20 protein-coding genes are annotated in these 16,708 nt (G+C 55.0%); 12 read left to right on the top strand and 8 right to left on the bottom strand.

Annotated elements, in window-relative coordinates; genetic code table 11:
• Positions 1-3 precede the first annotated feature (3 nt).
• Both ACT3RR_RS16655 and ACT3RR_RS16650 read right to left on the bottom strand, forming a co-directional pair.
• Positions 4-846 (bottom strand): fumarylacetoacetate hydrolase family protein, encoded by an 843-nt coding sequence (locus ACT3RR_RS16655; protein WP_353504063.1) that lies wholly within the window; start codon positions 844-846, stop codon positions 4-6.
• A 42-nt stretch (positions 847-888) separates the two neighbouring features.
• Positions 889-1,629 (bottom strand): SDR family oxidoreductase, encoded by a 741-nt coding sequence (locus ACT3RR_RS16650; RefSeq protein ID WP_496200762.1) that lies wholly within the window; start codon positions 1,627-1,629, stop codon positions 889-891.
• A 235-nt stretch (positions 1,630-1,864) separates the two neighbouring features.
• On the opposite strand from ACT3RR_RS16650, the gene ACT3RR_RS16645 reads away from it, so the two are divergent.
• The 6 genes from ACT3RR_RS16645 to uilS all read left to right on the top strand — a co-directional run bounded on the left by ACT3RR_RS16645 (position 1,865) and on the right by uilS (position 7,487).
• Entirely contained in the window at positions 1,865-2,626 is a 762-nt protein-coding gene (locus ACT3RR_RS16645; RefSeq protein WP_034796203.1) for a FadR/GntR family transcriptional regulator, read from the top strand.
• 20 nt (positions 2,627-2,646) lie between these two features.
• Positions 2,647-3,072 (top strand): thiol-disulfide oxidoreductase DCC family protein, encoded by a 426-nt coding sequence (locus tag ACT3RR_RS16640; protein ID WP_496200761.1) that lies wholly within the window; start codon positions 2,647-2,649, stop codon positions 3,070-3,072.
• Positions 3,073-3,312: 240 nt separating this feature from the next.
• Positions 3,313-4,311: an ROK family protein gene (locus ACT3RR_RS16635; protein WP_353504066.1), complete on the top strand. Its 999-nt coding sequence runs from the start codon at positions 3,313-3,315 to the stop codon at positions 4,309-4,311.
• Positions 4,312-4,453: 142 nt separating this feature from the next.
• Complete coding sequence (locus ACT3RR_RS16630; protein WP_353504067.1) at positions 4,454-5,614, top strand: MFS transporter; 1,161 nt, start codon at positions 4,454-4,456, stop codon at positions 5,612-5,614.
• A 72-nt stretch (positions 5,615-5,686) separates the two neighbouring features.
• Positions 5,687-6,502: a Cof-type HAD-IIB family hydrolase gene (locus tag ACT3RR_RS16625; RefSeq protein ID WP_496200760.1), complete on the top strand. Its 816-nt coding sequence runs from the start codon at positions 5,687-5,689 to the stop codon at positions 6,500-6,502.
• 121 nt (positions 6,503-6,623) lie between these two features.
• Positions 6,624-7,487, top strand: coding sequence for a UilS family quorum-quenching N-acyl-homoserine lactonase (gene uilS, locus ACT3RR_RS16620; protein WP_496200759.1), 864 nt, complete (start codon positions 6,624-6,626; stop codon positions 7,485-7,487).
• A 76-nt stretch (positions 7,488-7,563) separates the two neighbouring features.
• On the opposite strand, the gene mtr is transcribed toward uilS, so the two are convergent.
• Positions 7,564-8,808 carry a tryptophan permease gene (mtr, locus tag ACT3RR_RS16615; protein WP_496200758.1) on the bottom strand — a complete coding sequence of 415 codons (1,245 nt, stop codon included), beginning with the start codon at positions 8,806-8,808 and terminating at the stop codon, positions 7,564-7,566.
• Between the two features lie 240 nt (positions 8,809-9,048).
• Between mtr and ACT3RR_RS16610 the strand changes: the two genes are divergently transcribed.
• The 3 genes from ACT3RR_RS16610 to ACT3RR_RS16600 all read left to right on the top strand — a co-directional run bounded on the left by ACT3RR_RS16610 (position 9,049) and on the right by ACT3RR_RS16600 (position 10,356).
• A complete protein-coding gene (locus tag ACT3RR_RS16610; protein ID WP_396132178.1) occupies positions 9,049-9,342 on the top strand; it encodes an I78 family peptidase inhibitor in 294 nt (97 codons plus the stop codon).
• 171 nt (positions 9,343-9,513) lie between these two features.
• Complete coding sequence (locus tag ACT3RR_RS16605) at positions 9,514-9,738, top strand: hypothetical protein (protein WP_353504072.1); 225 nt, start codon at positions 9,514-9,516, stop codon at positions 9,736-9,738.
• Positions 9,739-9,792: 54 nt separating this feature from the next.
• A complete protein-coding gene (locus ACT3RR_RS16600; RefSeq protein WP_496200757.1) occupies positions 9,793-10,356 on the top strand; it encodes a helix-turn-helix transcriptional regulator in 564 nt (187 codons plus the stop codon).
• Between the two features lie 9 nt (positions 10,357-10,365).
• Here ACT3RR_RS16600 and ACT3RR_RS16595 read toward each other — a convergent pair whose 3' ends face one another.
• Positions 10,366-10,965: a LysE family translocator gene (locus ACT3RR_RS16595; RefSeq protein WP_496200756.1), complete on the bottom strand. Its 600-nt coding sequence runs from the start codon at positions 10,963-10,965 to the stop codon at positions 10,366-10,368.
• Positions 10,962-11,561, bottom strand: coding sequence for a GNAT family N-acetyltransferase (locus tag ACT3RR_RS16590; protein ID WP_496200755.1), 600 nt, complete (start codon positions 11,559-11,561; stop codon positions 10,962-10,964). The genes ACT3RR_RS16595 and ACT3RR_RS16590 overlap by 4 nt, the downstream gene beginning before the upstream one ends.
• Before the next feature lie 122 nt (positions 11,562-11,683).
• Here ACT3RR_RS16590 and ACT3RR_RS16585 point away from each other — a divergent pair, with 122 nt between their 5' ends.
• Entirely contained in the window at positions 11,684-12,577 is an 894-nt protein-coding gene (locus ACT3RR_RS16585) for a LysR family transcriptional regulator (RefSeq protein ID WP_496200754.1), read from the top strand.
• 54 nt (positions 12,578-12,631) lie between these two features.
• Here the strand turns inward: ACT3RR_RS16585 and ACT3RR_RS16580 are convergent, their stop codons facing one another.
• Complete coding sequence (locus ACT3RR_RS16580; RefSeq protein WP_496200753.1) at positions 12,632-13,621, bottom strand: aldo/keto reductase; 990 nt, start codon at positions 13,619-13,621, stop codon at positions 12,632-12,634.
• Between the two features lie 243 nt (positions 13,622-13,864).
• Here ACT3RR_RS16580 and ACT3RR_RS16575 point away from each other — a divergent pair, with 243 nt between their 5' ends.
• Positions 13,865-14,269, top strand: a complete 405-nt coding sequence (locus ACT3RR_RS16575; protein WP_486032279.1) for a (R)-mandelonitrile lyase — start codon at positions 13,865-13,867, stop codon at positions 14,267-14,269.
• On the opposite strand, the gene ACT3RR_RS16570 is transcribed toward ACT3RR_RS16575, so the two are convergent.
• Positions 14,270-14,950, bottom strand: a complete 681-nt coding sequence (locus ACT3RR_RS16570) for a DsbA family protein (protein ID WP_496200752.1) — start codon at positions 14,948-14,950, stop codon at positions 14,270-14,272.
• 137 nt (positions 14,951-15,087) lie between these two features.
• Positions 15,088-15,462: a winged helix-turn-helix transcriptional regulator gene (locus ACT3RR_RS16565; protein ID WP_353504080.1), complete on the bottom strand. Its 375-nt coding sequence runs from the start codon at positions 15,460-15,462 to the stop codon at positions 15,088-15,090.
• A 103-nt stretch (positions 15,463-15,565) separates the two neighbouring features.
• Between ACT3RR_RS16565 and ACT3RR_RS16560 the strand changes: the two genes are divergently transcribed.
• On the top strand, positions 15,566-16,687 hold the full coding sequence (locus tag ACT3RR_RS16560) for an NADH:flavin oxidoreductase (protein WP_496200751.1): 1,122 nt from the start codon (positions 15,566-15,568) through the stop codon (positions 16,685-16,687).
• The last annotated feature ends 21 nt before the right edge of the window (positions 16,688-16,708 follow it).

Below are 16,708 nucleotides of genomic sequence, written 5' to 3'. Positions count from 1 at the left end.
AATTTACGCTTGCACCGTTTTCTGGCGCTGTTCGCCGAGGCCTTCAATCCCCAGATGCATCACTTGTCCTGCTCTCAGGTAGACCGGTGGCTTTTGCCCTAACCCGACGCCCGGCGGAGTGCCGGTAGAGATAATGTCGCCCGGCTGTAAACTCATGAAACGGCTGAGGTAACTGACGATTTTCGGCACTTTGAAAATCATGGTGCGGGTGTTGCCGTTCTGGTATCGCTTGCCGTCCACTTCCAGCCAAAGGTTAAGCTGGTGCGGGTCGGGGATCTCGTCGGCGGTCACCAGCCATGGGCCAATAGGGCCAAAGGTGTCGCAGCCTTTACCTTTGTCCCAGGTGCCGCCGCGCTCGATTTGGAATTCACGCTCGGAAACGTCGTTAATCACGCAATAGCCCGCCACGTGGGACAGAGCGTCGGCCTCGCTGATGTAGCGGCCGCCTTTACCAATCACCACGCCCAGCTCCACTTCCCAGTCGGTTTTCACCGAGTCGCGGGGGATTTCCACATCATCATTTGGCCCGACAATCGAGCTGGTCCATTTGCTGAAAATCACCGGCTCCTTCGGGATGTCGGCGCCGGTTTCTGCGGCGTGGTCGGCATAGTTCAGGCCGATGCAGATGAACTTGCCGACGCTGCCAATACAAGCACCGAGGCGCGGGTTGCCCTCAACCAGCGGCAGGCTATTGATGTCCAGATGGCGCAACTTATTGAGTGAAGCGGGCAACAGGGCGTCGCCGCCGATGTCGCTCACCTGAGCCGATAAATCGCGGATCTTGCCGTTGTTGTCCAGAATGGCCGGGCGCTCTTTACCTGCCGGGCCGTAGCGTAATAATTTCATACCAAAATCCTTCTAATTGAATGTGTTACCAAGGCGCGAAGATCAGTTGCTCCAGCCGCCATCAATGATTTGCACCGTGCCGGTGGTGTAGGAGCTGGCATCCGAGGCCAGATACAGCGCCAGTTGGGCGATCTCTTCGGTTTTGCCGATGCGGCCAATCGGCTGGCGGGCTACAAAGGCTTGGTAGACTTCCTCCTCACTGCGCCCCTCGGCTTCGGCCTGAGCGGCGATGCGCTGGCGCAGAGAAGGGGACTCGACGGTGCCGGGGCAGATGGCGTTACAGCGAATACCCTGCGTCACGTAGTCGGCGGCGACCGAGCGCGTCAGGCCAATCACCGCGGCTTTGGTGGCGCTGTAGGCGAAACGGTTTGGCACGCCCTTGATGCTGGAGGCCACGGAGGACATGTTGATGATTGAGCCTGCCTTGCGCTCGAGCATGGCGGGCAGGAAGGCGCGGATCATGTGGAACATGGCGCTGACGTTGAGATCCAACGCGAACTGCCAATCGCGCTCGGTGCAGCTTAGAATGTCGCCGCTGTGTACCACGCCCGCGCAGTTAAACAGCACGTCCACCGGGCCGATTTTTTCGGCAACCTGGCTGATAGCCTGTGGGCTGGTCACGTCAAGGATGTGGGGCTGAATCCCATTGATGCCGTGAAGATGGTCGATATTGATATCGGTGGCAAAAACCTGCGCCCCCTGTTTGGCAAAAAGGTTGGCGGTGGTGAAGCCAATCCCCTGTCCCGCTGCGGTGATCAGCACTTTTTTCCCGGTCAGATCCATGATTTCTCCGAAGACGATGTGGTGAATTTAGGTCTAATGGTCAGGCCATTGAAGGCGAAAAAAACGGGTCAAGTTAGGCTCTTTTTGCTATCTTTTTGCTAAAATACCAGCCAGAGTGCAACTTAAAACGCCTTTTCATTTAACTAGTTTTTTACATGCATAAAACAATTCAGCAAGATTTTTGTCCCATAAATGTTAGCTGAATCACTTAATTTAAAATGACCTCAGGTGTCCAATGCCGATAAAAAAATTAGAAAATCCTCGTATTTACAGGCAGATAGCTGATCAACTTAAAACCTTAATTGATAACAAAGAATTTCCACCCGGCAGTCGCCTGCCCGCCGAGCGCGAACTGGCCAGTCAATTGCAGGTCAGCCGCGCCTCCGTGCGTGAAGCGCTGATCGCGCTGGAAGTTATCGGTTTGGTGGACGTTAAGGTGGGAAATGGCGTGATCGTCCGCGAACAGCCAGCAACTGTGCAGCAACCTACCCAAGAGCCGGTAATGGCTCAGGCGGGGCGCAACCAGTGGGCGGATGTCGACGATGAGCTGAATATCGAGCTGGATTTCACCGCCGAGCTGCCGCCATTTTCACTGTTACAGACCAGAAGATTGATCGAACCTGAAACAGCCGCGCTGGCGGCAAGATACGCGTCTGATGAGGAGTTGGCGGGTATCAGGCAGGCATATGAGCAGAACTGCCGCGATAATCGCCAAGGTTCAGCAACCCATCCCGGTGACCGTTTGTTTCATATTCGCATCGCGCAGGCTAGCGGAAACCCGGCCTATGCTTTTATCATTGCTCATCTGCTCGGACATCGTTATGGCACTATGTTCCGCGGGCTGCAGTTGCACTATACGCCGCAGGACATGCCGCATCGTTCGGAAGTCGAGCATCTGGCTATTCTGACGGCTCTTGAAGCGCGCGATACCCGCGCCGCGAAAAAGGCGATGAAAGAACATCTGGACGCGGTGATCGCCATTTTTGGTCGCGGCTAACAGACTTACTGGAGCACAGCATGCGCGGCAATCCCCCTTATATTCAGCCCGGTGACCGGATAGTGATTTTCGACGGCACCTGCAAATTGTGCATCGGCTGGGTCAATTTCCTGATTCGCCATGACCGACACCGTACGGTGCGCATGGTGCCGGTGCAGTCGGAAAAGGGCAAAGCGCTGTTTGTCTGGTTCGGGCTGCCGGCTGACAAGATCAACACCATCGTGTTGATTGATAAGGGAGAAGTGTTCCTGCGCTCCGAGGCGATTTTCCGCGCCATGAGTGGTTTACCCGCGCCCTGGCGCTGGATGGGATTATTGCGCATTTTCCCGCAATCCTTCCGCGACATGTGTTACAACCGCATCGCTATCAACCGTTACCGGCTGTTTGGCCGTTACGATGCAGTACAGAAACTCGATGCTGACCACGCTCAGCGCTTTTTGGATTAGGGATACCGGCGGTTCTACATGGCGGGTTATTAGCCACCCGCGTGAAATGTCGGTACAAATGGCGGTACAAATGTCGGTAGAAAAGTCGCCGTATCGTCGAACGTAATGTTAAAGTCCTGCAAGAAAAGGGGCTGTTGACCCGCGTTGGCCCCACCAAGAACGGCGTGTGGCGCGTGGTGTAATCCCCTTCGGCTCAATGAATTAACTTCTATCCTGCTCACTCCCGGTCTATGAGGCGTTATGAATACCCCAGTTACCCGCACAACTCGCGAAATCAAAAAGCACAACGTGGTGCTGGTGATTAATGCCTTAAAAGCGCTGACGTCAGCGACCAAGGCCGAGTTGGCGGCGCACACCGGGTTGAGCATTGCCACCTGTGGCACGGTGCTCAATGAACTCTGCCTGACGGGAGAGGTGATGGCGCTGGCGCAGGACGTTTCCAGCGGCGGGCGTCCGGCCCAGCGTTTCGCCTGTGACCCAAGCTTCTTCTCATTGCTCAGCCTGTACGTCGAAGGCACGACCGAGCAGAGCCGCATCGTGGTGTCGGTTTGCTCGGCTTTGGGCGAGGTGCTGGAGCAGTGGGATAAGCACTTTGAATTCCTCACATTGGCGCAGTTCACTGACACCATTAGCGAGGCGATTGGCCGCCACCCGGCGATCCGCGCGATGGGCATTGGCCTGCCCGGCGTTGTCTCCCAAGGCGAAGTATTAGCCTGCGATATTCCGCTGTTCGAAGGGGTGAAGCTGACCGAGCAGCTGCGCCAGCAGTTCGGCATTTTTGTCGAGGCGGCAAATGACATGAACTACAGCGCCTGGGGCTTTTACCGCAACAGTTGCCCGCATGAGCAAGCGCCGCTGGCCTATATTCTGCAACCTGAGCAGCACTGTACCGGCTGCGGGGTGGTGATTAATGGACAGGTGTTGCAGGGTGCCAGCCACTTTGCCGGAGAAGTTTCATTCTTGCCGGTGCCGCAGGGCAATGACGTGCCGATTATCACCAAAATGGTCAATCTGGTCAGGTCGCTGGTGGCGGTGATTAACCCCGCAACGATTGCGATTTCCGGCGCGCAAATCTCTCCCGAGGTGATTACTGAAGTCGGCCGCCAATGCCTGCTGACTATCCCTCCACAGCACATGCCCCAGCTGGTGTATCGCCAATCGATTCAGTCAGATTACCTAACCGGCATTGCCGAACTGACACTGGCGAACTTCCAGCGGCAGCGCATCTTCGCTGACTAATTTCATTTCTTTACCTTCACGGTAGTTGACAATATTTCAGCATAGCCTGTAGATTAACCACTTATTAAAAGACTTTTAATAAGTGGCGATGATTCTTTTTTCGCACCCTATTTTCCCTCTGAATACACGTGAGTAACGCTTGATGTCACTGCAAATTGCGACTTCCATTACTGACTCTCCCGTCAATCGTCTGGCGACGCGGGCTATCTTCTTTGTTACCGGTTTGGCGATGGGCCTGTGGGCCGCGCTGGTGCCTTATGCCCAAGTGCGCACGCAAGCGGAGGCGGGAGATCTCGGCCTGCTGCTGCTCTGTTTGGGCAGTGGTTCCCTTCTGGCGATGTTCGGCTCCGGGCGACTGATTGGCCGTTTTGGCTGCCGTTCGATGATTGTGATTGGCATTGCGCTGTTTTGCCTGATGCTGCCGCCGCTTGCGGTTTTGAGCGATATCCGCCTGCTGGCGCTGTCACTGTTTATCTTTGGCATGGGCATCGGCTTAACCGACGTGGCAATGAACGTGCAGGGCACGCTGATTGAGCAAGCGTCCGACAAACCTCTGATGTCGGGTTTCCACTGTTTGTACAGCGTCGGCGGCATTGCCGGGGCGGGCGGCGGCGCGCTGCTGCTCAGTGCTGGGCTGCCGCCGTTACACAGCACCGGCTACGCCGTGGCGCTGGTGGTGCTGATCACCGCCTTGTTCTTTAACCGACTGCTACCCACCGGTGGCAACGAAAACGCCTCTCATGAACCGGGGCGCAAGGCGCGACCTAACTTCCGCCTGATCCTAATGGCGCTGATGGCGATGATCTGCTTTATGGGCGAAGGCGCGGTGCTCGACTGGGGCGGAGTGTTTCTGACTCAGGACCGCGCGCTGGCGCTGGAACACGCGGGCTGGGGCTACGCCATTTTCGCTATCACCATGTCGATTATGCGTTTAACCGGCGACGCGGTGGTGAAGAAGCTGGGCCGCAAAAAGGTGCTGGTGTTTGGCGCACTGCTGGGCATTGCGGGCTACCTGCTGGTGGTGCTCGCGCCGGGCTGGAGTAACGCACTGATTGGCTTCGCGCTGGTAGGGATTGGCGTCGCTAACATTGTGCCGGTGCTTATCACGCTGGCCGGGCAAGAGAAGGTGATGCCGGTCAATATGTCGGTCGCAATGGTTGCTACGCTGGGTTATCTCGGGGTGCTGGCCGGTCCAGCATTTATCGGCTTCGTGGCCCATCTTTCCAGTCTGACCGCGGCTTTCGCCATGATGGCGGCGCTGTTTATCGTCATCAGCCTTGGGGCTTATAAACTGAAATACTGATTTTTTCTGAGTGGCATGGTGCCAGCCAGTACGAGGGTACTGGCTTTTTTTTAACAAACTTGGGGAGTTAACATGGCCGTTAAGCTTATCGCCGTCGATATGGACGGGACCTTTTTGAATGAACATGGCGACTACAATCGCCCGCGCTTTGCCCAGCAGTACGCCGAGTTGCAGAGAAGGGGGATCAAGTTTGTGGTCGCCAGCGGCAACCAGTTCTACCAGTTAAAAACCTTCTTTGATTCTCTTGATTTGGACATTGCCTATGTCGCCGAAAACGGTGCCTACGTGGTAGACAAGCAGCAGCAGATTTATTGCGGGCAAATGCCGCAAGAGCAGATAAAGCGGGTGCTGGCGTTCATCAGCCAAATTGATTATCTGCAGGTGGTGGTGTGCGGCAAAAACGGCGCGTACATGCTCAATTCCTTTGGCGATGCCTTCTTCAAGAAGATGAACCGTTACTACTTCCGCCTGAACCGCATCAGCGATTATGGACAGATTGACGACGTAATTTTTAAGTTCGCTTTGGAAATGTCGCAAGACCATTTGCCGCAGTTGATGAAAGAGGTGCAGCAGGCGCTGGGCGACATCGTCACGCCGGTTTCGAGCGGCCACGGCTCGGTGGATTTGATTATTCCGGGCAACCACAAGGCCAACGGTTTGAAGAAGATCCAGGCGATTTATGGCGTGGAAGATGCGGAAGTGATGGCCTTCGGCGACGGCGGCAATGATTTAGAAATGCTGAAAAGCGCCGGTTATGGCTTCGCGATGCGAAACGGCCAGCCTGCGGTGTTTACTCATGCCAAGTATCGCGCGGGTTTGCACAGCGAGGAAGCCGTGTTGCAGGTGATTGATGATTGCCTGGAAGGGCGCGGGGTGTTTGCCGGTTAATCCGGCGGGTTGCGCGGTGTATGAAATATTCTGTAGTAATCAAGTCAGAATTAGCCTCTTGTTTCCAAGCTAATTTTGTTGATATACAACGGGCTCCTTTTGTACCAATAAGGTAGTTCAGGTGAAAATTTCAAAATATAAAACCGCAGACGACATCGCTGTAACACTTCATGCACCCCAAACCGGTGAAAAATTTCCCGCCATTCTTCTTTGCCACGGCTTTTGCGGTATTCAGGAAATCCTCCTGCCTGCATTCGTGAAAGCCTTTGTTGACGCGGGCTTTGCCGCCGTCACCTTCGACTATCGCGGCTTTGGCGCCAGCGGCGGCGAGAAAGGCCGTTTAGTGCCTGAAATGCAGATCGCGGATATCCTCACCGTACTCGGCACGCTGCAAGATGAAAGTATCATCGACAGCCAGCGCATTGGCCTGTGGGGCACCAGCTTCGGCGGCTGTCACGTGATGGCTGCTGCCGCGCAGGCGGGTGAGCGCGTGAAAGCCGTGGTGAGCCAGCTGGGCTTCGCCGACGGTGAAAACGTGGTGACCGGCGCGATGTCGCCGGAAGATAAGGCGGGCTTTATCGCCACGCTGGAAAAAATGAATGATAAGAAGTTGGCCACCGGCAAAGAGATGATGGTTTCCATCACTAAAGTGCTGAGCGACGACGAGTCCAAAGCCTTCTTCGAAGAGAATAAAACCCAGTATCCAGCGATGGATATCAAGATCCCATTCCTCACCGTGCGCGAAACCCTGCGCTACAAACCCGCCGTTCACGCCGCCAAAGTTACCTGTCCGGTGCTGGTGATGGTTGCCGAGCAGGACAAGGTTAACCCGCCGGAGCAGGGAATCGACCTGTACCACGCGCTGACCACCGCCGAGAAAAAGCTCTACGTTGAGCAAGGCGCGAAGCACTACGACTTCTACTCTGGCGAGCACTTCACGCCGGTAGTCGCCGAGCAAACCGCGTGGTTTAAACGCTGGCTATAAGGCTGCCGTGGTTAAGCATTTAGCAATAAAAAACCGCCGATAAAGGCGGTTTTTTATTGCCGACAGCAGACCGCTTTTAGCGATATATCGGCAGCCAGTTGAGGCTGGAGAGAATATGCACCGTGGCGTTGAGCACGCCAAACAGCAGCACTAAAGCAATCATCGCCTTGCCACCCCAGACGCGATAACGCGGGCTGCCAAAACGCTGGCGCGAGGCTCTGGCCATCAGCGCCGGGACAATCACCGCCCAGACGGTTGCCGCTAAACCGGCGAATCCTATGGCGTAGATAAAGCCGTCAGGGTAGATCACGCCGCCAATGATTGGCGGGACGAAGGTGATAAGCGCAGTTTTGAAGCGTCCGGTTTTGCTGTCATCAAACTTGAACAGGTCGGCCAAATAGTCAAACAGCCCCAGCGTCACCCCAAGGAAGGAACAGGCCACGGCGAAGTTGGAGAAGATGGTCAGCAGTAAATCCAGCCCGGCGCTGTTCAGCACTTGGCTCAGCGACTGCACCAACACGTCAATATTGCCGCCGCGCTCGGCGATGCCGATAAACTCAGGGCGGGGGATATTGCCCATGGTGCCAAGCATCCAAATCACGTACAGACCCAGCGCCATCAGGGTGCCGAGCAGCACGCACTTCTGGATGGTTTTCGGGTCCTTACCGTAGTACTTCATCAGGCTCGGCACATTGCCGTGATAGCCAAACGACGCCAGAAAGAACGGCAGCGTGGCTAAAAGGTAAGGCATGTAGCTCGGGTTTACTTCCACACTATTGAGCAGGTTCACTGGCTTGACGTGCCACAGCAAACTGCCAAAGGTCAGGAAGAAGGCGATGATTTTGGCACCCAGCACGATGGCCGTCATGCGGCTTACCGCGCGAGTACTCAGCCAGACAATAAAGGCTACCGCCAGCGCGGTGAGCAGGCCGCCCAGACGCGGGGAGAAGCTGACGGACATTTCGCGCAGGGTGTGCTGGATCACCGAGCCGCTGGCCGAGATATAGGCGTAGGTCAGAATGTACAGCACGAAGGCGATGGTGATGCCGTTGATGCGATTCCACGCGTTGCCCAGCAGGTCTTTGGTCACGGTATTGAAACTGGAGCCGATGGGGTAATTCAGGTTGGCTTCAAGGATCATCAAACCTGAGTGCAGCATGCAGAACCAGGTGAAAACCAGCGCGGCCACTGACCAGAAAAACCAGGCACCGGACATCACGACGGGAAGAGAAAACATGCCTGCGCCAATGATGGTGCCGCCAATAATCATTGCGCCACCCATCACAGAACGGGGGGAAGTGTCGACGGACTGCGTCGCCATGGTGCGGTTCCTTATGCAAAAACAGAGCGCTATAAAATGTTATTTCCACGGCAATTCGCCGGTGGAATATCGCGTTAAGCGCCGCAATATAGTGCATAATTCACCAAATGTACATTGTGAACTAGTTCAGTGATACGGCATTTCACCAGAACTTTTCATGGATTTTCCTATGGACTGCGCCAATGTGTATGTCTAAATTCATTGGGTGAATTTATTTTTTCAAACCTTGAGTCTTTTATAATGAAAATCAAACTATTGCTCGTCGCTTCTCTGGCTACTTTCGCACTGACTGCCTGTCAAAACCACGGGGAAACCGCAAAGCAGGAGGACGCTGTACAACAGCCGGACACCTGTAATGCGGCATCTTTTAAATATTTAATCGGCAAACCTTCCTCTACGCTGGACGGCATGCGCTTCGCCAAACCTATGCGCCTCATCACACCGGGCACGGCGGTAACCATGGACTTCAATCCTGAGCGTTTGAATATCATGGCTGATGAGAAGGGCGTGATCACCAGCTTGCACTGCTCTTAAAAGTAAAACCACTCTCCCGGGTGACACCTGAGATCTTATAGGCTGCCCCAGCGCAAGCAAAGGGGGATTGCGCTATGCGTTAATGAATTGGATGTGAACCAGTAAGGAAAGAACGTGAATGAGCGTTGACTGATGTCAACACTGTGTTTAAAGTACATTCATCGGAGGCCAATGAAGGCACGTCCTAATAAACATATTCAAGCAGCCATTGAATATGCCTTAACACGAGGCTGGGTTTGGGTGGCACCGGGTAGCTCGGCGCACTGTTTTTGTAAGTTGCGCTGCGGAAATCCCTTATGTGACCATCGGGACCATGCAATGAGTATATGGTCGACGCCGAAAAGTGCTGCAAACCACGCTCACCAAATAGTGCGCATGGTAAACCGCTGCTCTTAATTGCATATCGTAGTGAGGGCGAGAACTTCGCCCTTTTTGACCTCTGGAGGTCTTATGCCGCTCTACAATTTCACTCTTATGCTCTCTGGCGTGACCTATCAAACTGAAGGTTTGGAAGACGCGCTTTACCGCAGCAACTGTGATGATGCGCTAATCAGCGCCTTTGGTCGCTCGGTTTATCTTGATTTCGACCGAGAGGCTGAGTCGCTCGACGCCGCCATCGCCTCTGCGGTTGGAGATGTGGAATCGGCAGGCATAGGCGCAGTTGTGGAATCCGTGGATTCTGCTCTGGTCGGGTTAAGTGATATTGCAGAACTGACCGGCATGACGCGTCAAGCCATCGCCTTGCTCAAAGATGGCTCGCGCGGAGGAGGCGATTTCCCTTGCCCAATCCAGCGTATTAAAGGGCAATCTCCCCTGTGGGACTGGGCCGAGGTGGCTTTGTGGCTCGAGAGAAATGGGCGTCTGGTTGGCAATGAAACGCTGGTGGCCAATGCAAGAACGCTGAGTAAGTGGAATTTAGCACTGCGCGCCTCGGCTTTTAGGGACGTCGCCGAGATTGAGAAGATAACTCATCAACTGTTAGCCAGCAGAAAGCAGCACCAAAAGACGCTGTGAGCATCTAAGTTACCCAGCCAAATAAGGCCAAATCGTAAAAATCAGCAATAACGTGCCGCCGCCGATGTCGATCACTTTCTTCAGTTTGCGGGTGCTGATTTTGGCTGCGGAGCGAATCAGCATCTGTCCGGCGAAGAGTAACCACAGGGCCATCACCGCGACGTGAATCGACGCCAACACCAGATAACTCCACGGGGTTGCACCGCTGCCTGCGAAGGCGGGCACCACGGTGAGATACAGCATTATGGCTTTAATATTCAGCACGTTGGCAAAATAGGCCTCTTTGATGCCGGTTGAACGACTGCCGGAGGTGAAAGCCAAATCCTTGGCGTTCAGGCCACTGCGGATCAGCCGAATTCCCAAATAGAAAAGATATGCCGTGCCGGCAATTTTGATGGCATTCATCAAAGCAGGATAGGCCACGATAAGTCGCGTGATGCCAAGTCCAGCCAACAGTGCATGGGTATAAATGCCGAAGAGGGTGCCGAGAATAATTCGTCCGGTGCCGCGCATTCCCTGTTGAACAGCGTTGTTCATCGCTAAGGTAAAACTGGCCCCCGGCGAGAGAGCCACCGGCAGGATCGCCAGCGCGAAGCCGAGCAGATTCATCCGCCAACCGCGCCAAAACTCTGCAATTTGCTGTGCAGATTGCTGCGCACCTCAGGCCATTCCTCATCAATAATGCTAAATCGCACCGAGTTACGTTTACGGCCGTTTGGCATAATGCGCTCGTGGCGCACAATCCCTTCCTGCTTAGCACCTAAGCGCAAAATGGCATTGCGCGACTTCTCATTCAGCTCATCGGTGGTGAACTGCACCCGCACGCAGTTCATCTCCTCGAAGGCGTGGGTGAGCAGCAGCAGTTTGGCCTCGGTATTGGCGTAGGTTCGCTGCCACGAGGCCGACAGCCAGGTGTGGCCGATTTCCAACTTGCGATTTTGAGGATCAATCTTCCACAGGCGGGTCGAGCCTATCGGCTTGCCGCTGGCAATCTCTTCAATCACGAACGGCAGCACCGTGCCCGCATTGCGGCCGGTGATCGCGATATTGATGTACTGCGCGACAGTGTCTGGCGAGGGAATATTGGTCAATTGCATATTCCACAATTCACCGTCAGAGGCGGCAAGCATCAGGGCATCGGCATCTTGTTCTGTCAGGGGGCGAAGGCGGATTTTCTGACCGATCAGCGAAACGGGATTATTCATCTACGCAGGTTGCCTCATTTGATTAGCTGGGGGAGTGCTTGATTTCACTCTAAAAGATACGCGCTGGGCAGGCATTTCTCCAGCACGTATAATTTAAATGAATTTATGAAGAGAAATCATTAATGTTGCGAGCAAATATTAACGACCTGATTGCGTTTTCCGTGGTGGCTAAAGAGCAGAGCTTCACCCGCGCTGCGGCAAAGTTGGGCGTTTCGCAATCGGCCCTGAGTCATGCTATTCGCGGTTTGGAAGAGCGCTTGGGCGTTCGCCTGCTCACTCGCACCACGCGCAGCGTTGCGCCCACCGAGGCGGGCGAGCAGCTTTTAGAGAGAGTCGCGCCGCGCCTTGCGGAAATCGAAGACGAGCTGACGGCTATCACCGAGCTAAAAGATAAGCCCGCCGGCACTATTCGCATCACGGCGGCAGAACACGCGGCGAATACTGTGCTGTGGCCGAAGCTGGAAAAATTTCTGCCGGATTACCCGGACATCAAGGTGGAAGTTACCATCGATTATGGCCTGCGGGACATTGTCAGCGATCGCTTTGACGCCGGAATTCGCCTTGGCGAGCAGGTCGCCAAAGATATGATTGCCGTGCGCATTGGGCCAGATTTCCGCATGGCGGTGGTCGCCACGCCATCCTATATCGCTGGGAAAACTGCGCCACTGACGCCCCATGATCTGCAGCAGCATAGCTGCATCAATTTGCGCCTGCCCACGCTGGGCGGGATTTACGCCTGGGAGTTTGAAAAAGCAGGGCGGCCGCTGCGCGTCAGGGTTGATGGGCAGCTGATCCTCAATTCCAATGCGCAAATCAAGAAGGCGGTGCTAGCAGGATTTGGCATGGCGCTGGTGCCGGAAGACAATGTGCGAGAAGAGCTGAAAAGCGGTGAGCTGGTGGAGTTTTTGCAGGACTGGTGCCCGGAGTTTCCCGGCTATTATCTCTACTACCCGAGCCGTCGGCAGCACACCTCGGCCTTCGCGCTGCTGGTGGATGCGCTGCGTTATAAAGCCTAAAGCAGCAGGGAAAGTGCCCGCTGCGGCACTCTCCCTCTGATGATAGCAATCGGCTTAATTGCCGACGCGTTTCTGCAAATGCTCAGGGTAACGCGCCCCTTCTACCGTCACGCTTGCCAGCACTTTCTCAATATTACCTAGCTCTTCCTGAGTCAGTGCAATGTCCGCGCTGGCTAAATTCTCGTGCAGACGAGAGAGCTTGGTGGTCCCCGGAATAGGGACAATCCACGGCTTTTGCGCCAGTAGCCACGACAGGGCGATTTGCGCCGGCGTTGCCCCTTTTTGTTGAGCGATTTGCTCGAGCAGAGCCACCAGCGCCTGATTGGCCTTGCGCGCTTCTACAGAAAAGCGCGGCACAATATTGCGAAAATCGCTGCTATCGAAGGTGGTGTCCTGATTTATTGCACCCGTCAGGAAGCCCTTGCCCAGCGGGCTGAAGGGGATAAAGCCAATGCCCAGCTCTTCCAGAGTTGGCAAGATTTCCGCCTCCGGTTCGCGCCACCATAGCGAATACTCACTTTGCAACGCGGTCACTGGTTGAACGGCGTGAGCACGGCGAATGGTCTGCGCGCTGGCTTCGGACAGGCCAAAATGCTTCACCTTACCTTCCTGAATGAGCTCTTTTACCGTTCCTGCGACCTCTTCAATCGGCACCTGTGGGTCGACGCGGTGCTGGTAAAAGAGGTCGATAACATCGGTATTCAACCGTTTTAACGCCGCCTCGGCCACGGCCCGAATATGCTCAGGGCGGCTGTTCATGCCGCTTTGCCCGCCTTTGCCGTCAAACTCAAATCCAAACTTAGTGGCGATAGCAACTTTCTGGCGAAACGGCGCGACGGCTTCTCCCAACAGTTGTTCATTAATGTAGGGGCCATAGGCCTCCGCCGTATCAAACAGCGTCACGCCTTGCTCGAAGGCTGCGCGAATAAGGGCAATAGCGTGGTTTTTTTCAGTGGCCGGGCCATAGCCGTAGCTTAATCCCATGCAGCCAAGGCCGATGGATGAAACTTCAAGTTGGCTATTACCTAGTTTACGTGTTTTCACTGTGCTCACTCCTTAGGGGGGATAACAGCAGTGTAGAGGTGGAGTGATTATTTGATTAGTTGCCATAATCGGTATGAGCTTATGAGTTTTCCTCATTAATCCGCGCCAACGGCCCGTGCGATATTGATGAATTATGCTCATAGCCGTTTGCAGATTTGCGGCCTAGTCGCGGGCAATGAATCTCTGTAACGTTGATTAATGGCAGCACGGCCTTTTTTAGCAGATACTTTTCAGGAGCAAAGCATGAAGATCTTACGCAACGGTTCACAGCCATCGAAGGCCGGTCCGGCAGACTATTTCACCGGCAAAGTGCGGATTGACGCCCCTTTTCAGGCGACCGAACCGGCGCGGGTTGGTGGGGCGACGGTGACTTTTGAACCCGGCGCACGCACCGCGTGGCATACCCATCCCTTAGGCCAGACGCTGATTGTCACCCAAGGCCGTGGCTGGGTTCAAAAATGGGGTCACGAGGTGGAAGAGATACATCCGGGGGATATTGTCTGGATACCTGAAGGGGTGAAACACTGGCACGGCGCAACCAGTGAGACAGCAATGACGCACATCGCCATTGCTGAATCACTTAACGGCAGCCCGGTCGAGTGGCTGGAGAAAGTCACTGACGAGCAGTACCCGGCGAAATCGGCCTAATTAACGGGCGGCGGTTCTTACTTTCTCATTGATGACCGCGACCAGCGCCTGCGGGTCAACATAAAGGGGTTTGCCGCTGATCTGCTCATAACGATCGCCCGTCTGCACCAGCAACAGAGGTACGCCTCTGACTGCCAATTTATCCATCAGCGCCTGGGTGGTCTGGGTTCGCCGATGAGTTTGTTCAGCCAGCGCTTCGTCGTGAGCCAGACGCAGGGCAAAATCGCTGGCATCTAGCTCATAACCTGCCGCCTGCGCGTGCTGCGCGGCAATGTTGGCAACCACTTGGGGAGCCGAAGTGTCTTGCCCGTTCACATAACGCTCGTGCTGTAAGTGATGCAAAATTTGTGTTTCTAATGTGGCGTCGAGATGGCGAATGGCCGTCAGCGCGCGGTTCATCGCCTGAGAATCAAAACGCCCATCCGTGCTCATCAGGATCTGATTAAAGTATTTTTCGCTAAATACCTGACCCGTCAGTGACTCAATGCGCTGATCGTTGGTCCACGCATGGGTGGCCAATGACGGTGACATCTCTCGCGCCCCGGTATCTGAGAACAGGCCGCTTGGCATCAACTCTAACTGCTGTGGAAAGGCCGCCGCGAGGCTGGCTAATGCCGGCGCGCTGGCGTAACACCAGCCGCAAAGTGGGTCAAAAATATACAGTAATTTAAAGTCTTGCATCGCGCCTTTCTCTCGTCATCCGTCATATGCGCCACTTTATTAGATTCAAAATGCGAGATAAACCCTCATCTGGTTGACGATTTGTTGCATAAATCGAACAAATACAGCCAATGAATAGGGCTGATAAAGTGGCATTTTTACTCTTCTTCGGCATTTAAATCGAATTTCTGCCGGGCTTTTTCCACCTCGGGCAGATAGCTGATCGTCCAGTTGAAGAGCGCGCCGAACGGCTCTTTCAATGTGCGTCCCAAGGGGGTGATGTGGTATTCCACCGCGATAGGCGAGGCGGTGATCACCTTGCGATCCACAATCCCGTTGCGCTGAAGTCTACGCAGGCTTTGCGTCAGCGCCTTCTGAGTAATGCCATCTAACTGGCGCTTAATTGTATTAAATCGTAACGGCTGCTCGCACAGGGCGCTGAGGATCAGCACGGACCATTTATCCGCAATCTGGTCCAACAGCAGTCGGTGCGGGCAATCCTTGGTTGCACAGGGGGCTTTTTGAATCGACACAGTGGTTTCCTTAACGATACCTGGTAGCGTTTTGGTGCCTCATTGACACTAGGTATACATAATATACCCTCATCTTTGCTAACCACATAGAGAGAATTCAATCATGAGCCAAGCGAATGTAGATGCCCTATTTCAGCCTTTCCAGTTAAAAAATCTGACGTTAAAAAACCGTATTGTGATGGCGCCGATGACCCGCTCTTTCTCGCCCAACGGCGTGCCGGGCGATAACGTGGCGGCTTACTATCAGCGCCGCGCGGCGGCGGATGTCGGATTAATTCTGTCCGAAGGGACGGTGATTGACCGCCCGGCGTCGCGCAATGATGCCAATATCCCTTTCTTCCACGGCGAAGAGGCGCTGGCAGGCTGGAAAAAGGTGATTGACGAGGTTCACGCCGCCGGAGGCAAGATGGGGCCGCAGCTGTGGCATACCGGCTCCGTTGCCAGCTTTATGACCGAATGGGTACCCGACGCGCCGGTAGAAAGCCCTTCAGGGCTGATTGGGCCGGGCCAGCCGCGCGGAGAGATCATGAGCGAAGAGGCGATTGCCGATACCATCGCTGCTTTCGCTAAGGCCGCCGCAGACGCCAAACGCTTAGGTTTTGACGTCGCCGAAATCCACGGCGCGCACGGCTATCTCATCGACCAATTCTTCTGGGCGGCGACTAACCTGCGCACCGACAGCTTCGGCGGCGCGACGCTAAAACAGCGTTCTCGCTTCGCCGCCGAGGTAGTGAAAGCCATGCGCGAGGCCGTAGGGCCAGACTTCCCGCTGATCCTGCGCGTCAGCCAGTGGAAGCAGCAGGACTATGCCTTCCGCCTGACGACTACCCCTGATGAAATGACCGACTGGCTGCTTCCGCTGGTCGAGGCGGGCGTGGATATATTGCACTGCTCGCAGCGCCGATTCTGGGAGCCAGAGTTCCCTGAGATTGATGGGGAGTCCGGTCTGAACTTCGCGGGTTGGGCCAAGAAATTGACAGGCGCTGCGACCATCAGCGTCGGCTCGGTCGGCCTGTCGAATGACTTTATGGGCTCCTTCACTGGCGAAGGCGCGCAGCCCGCCAGCCTCGACAACCTGCTACAACGCCTGGAACGCGACGAGTTCGACTTAATCGCCGTCGGCCGCGCGCTGCTCAGCGACCCGCACTGGGTCAGCAAAATCCGCAACGGCAATCAGGACCAACTGCACGACTTTGACGCCGCGAGTTTGGGTGTGCTGGTTTAAGTAAAATCTAGCAAAAAAGGG

It is taken from the genome of Ewingella sp. AOP8-B2-18 (assembly GCF_052376015.1).
GTDB lineage: Bacteria > Pseudomonadota > Gammaproteobacteria > Enterobacterales > Enterobacteriaceae > Ewingella > Ewingella allii.
The sequence above is the reverse complement of the archived record's forward strand: the minus strand, read 5'-3'. Positions and strand labels throughout refer to the sequence as shown.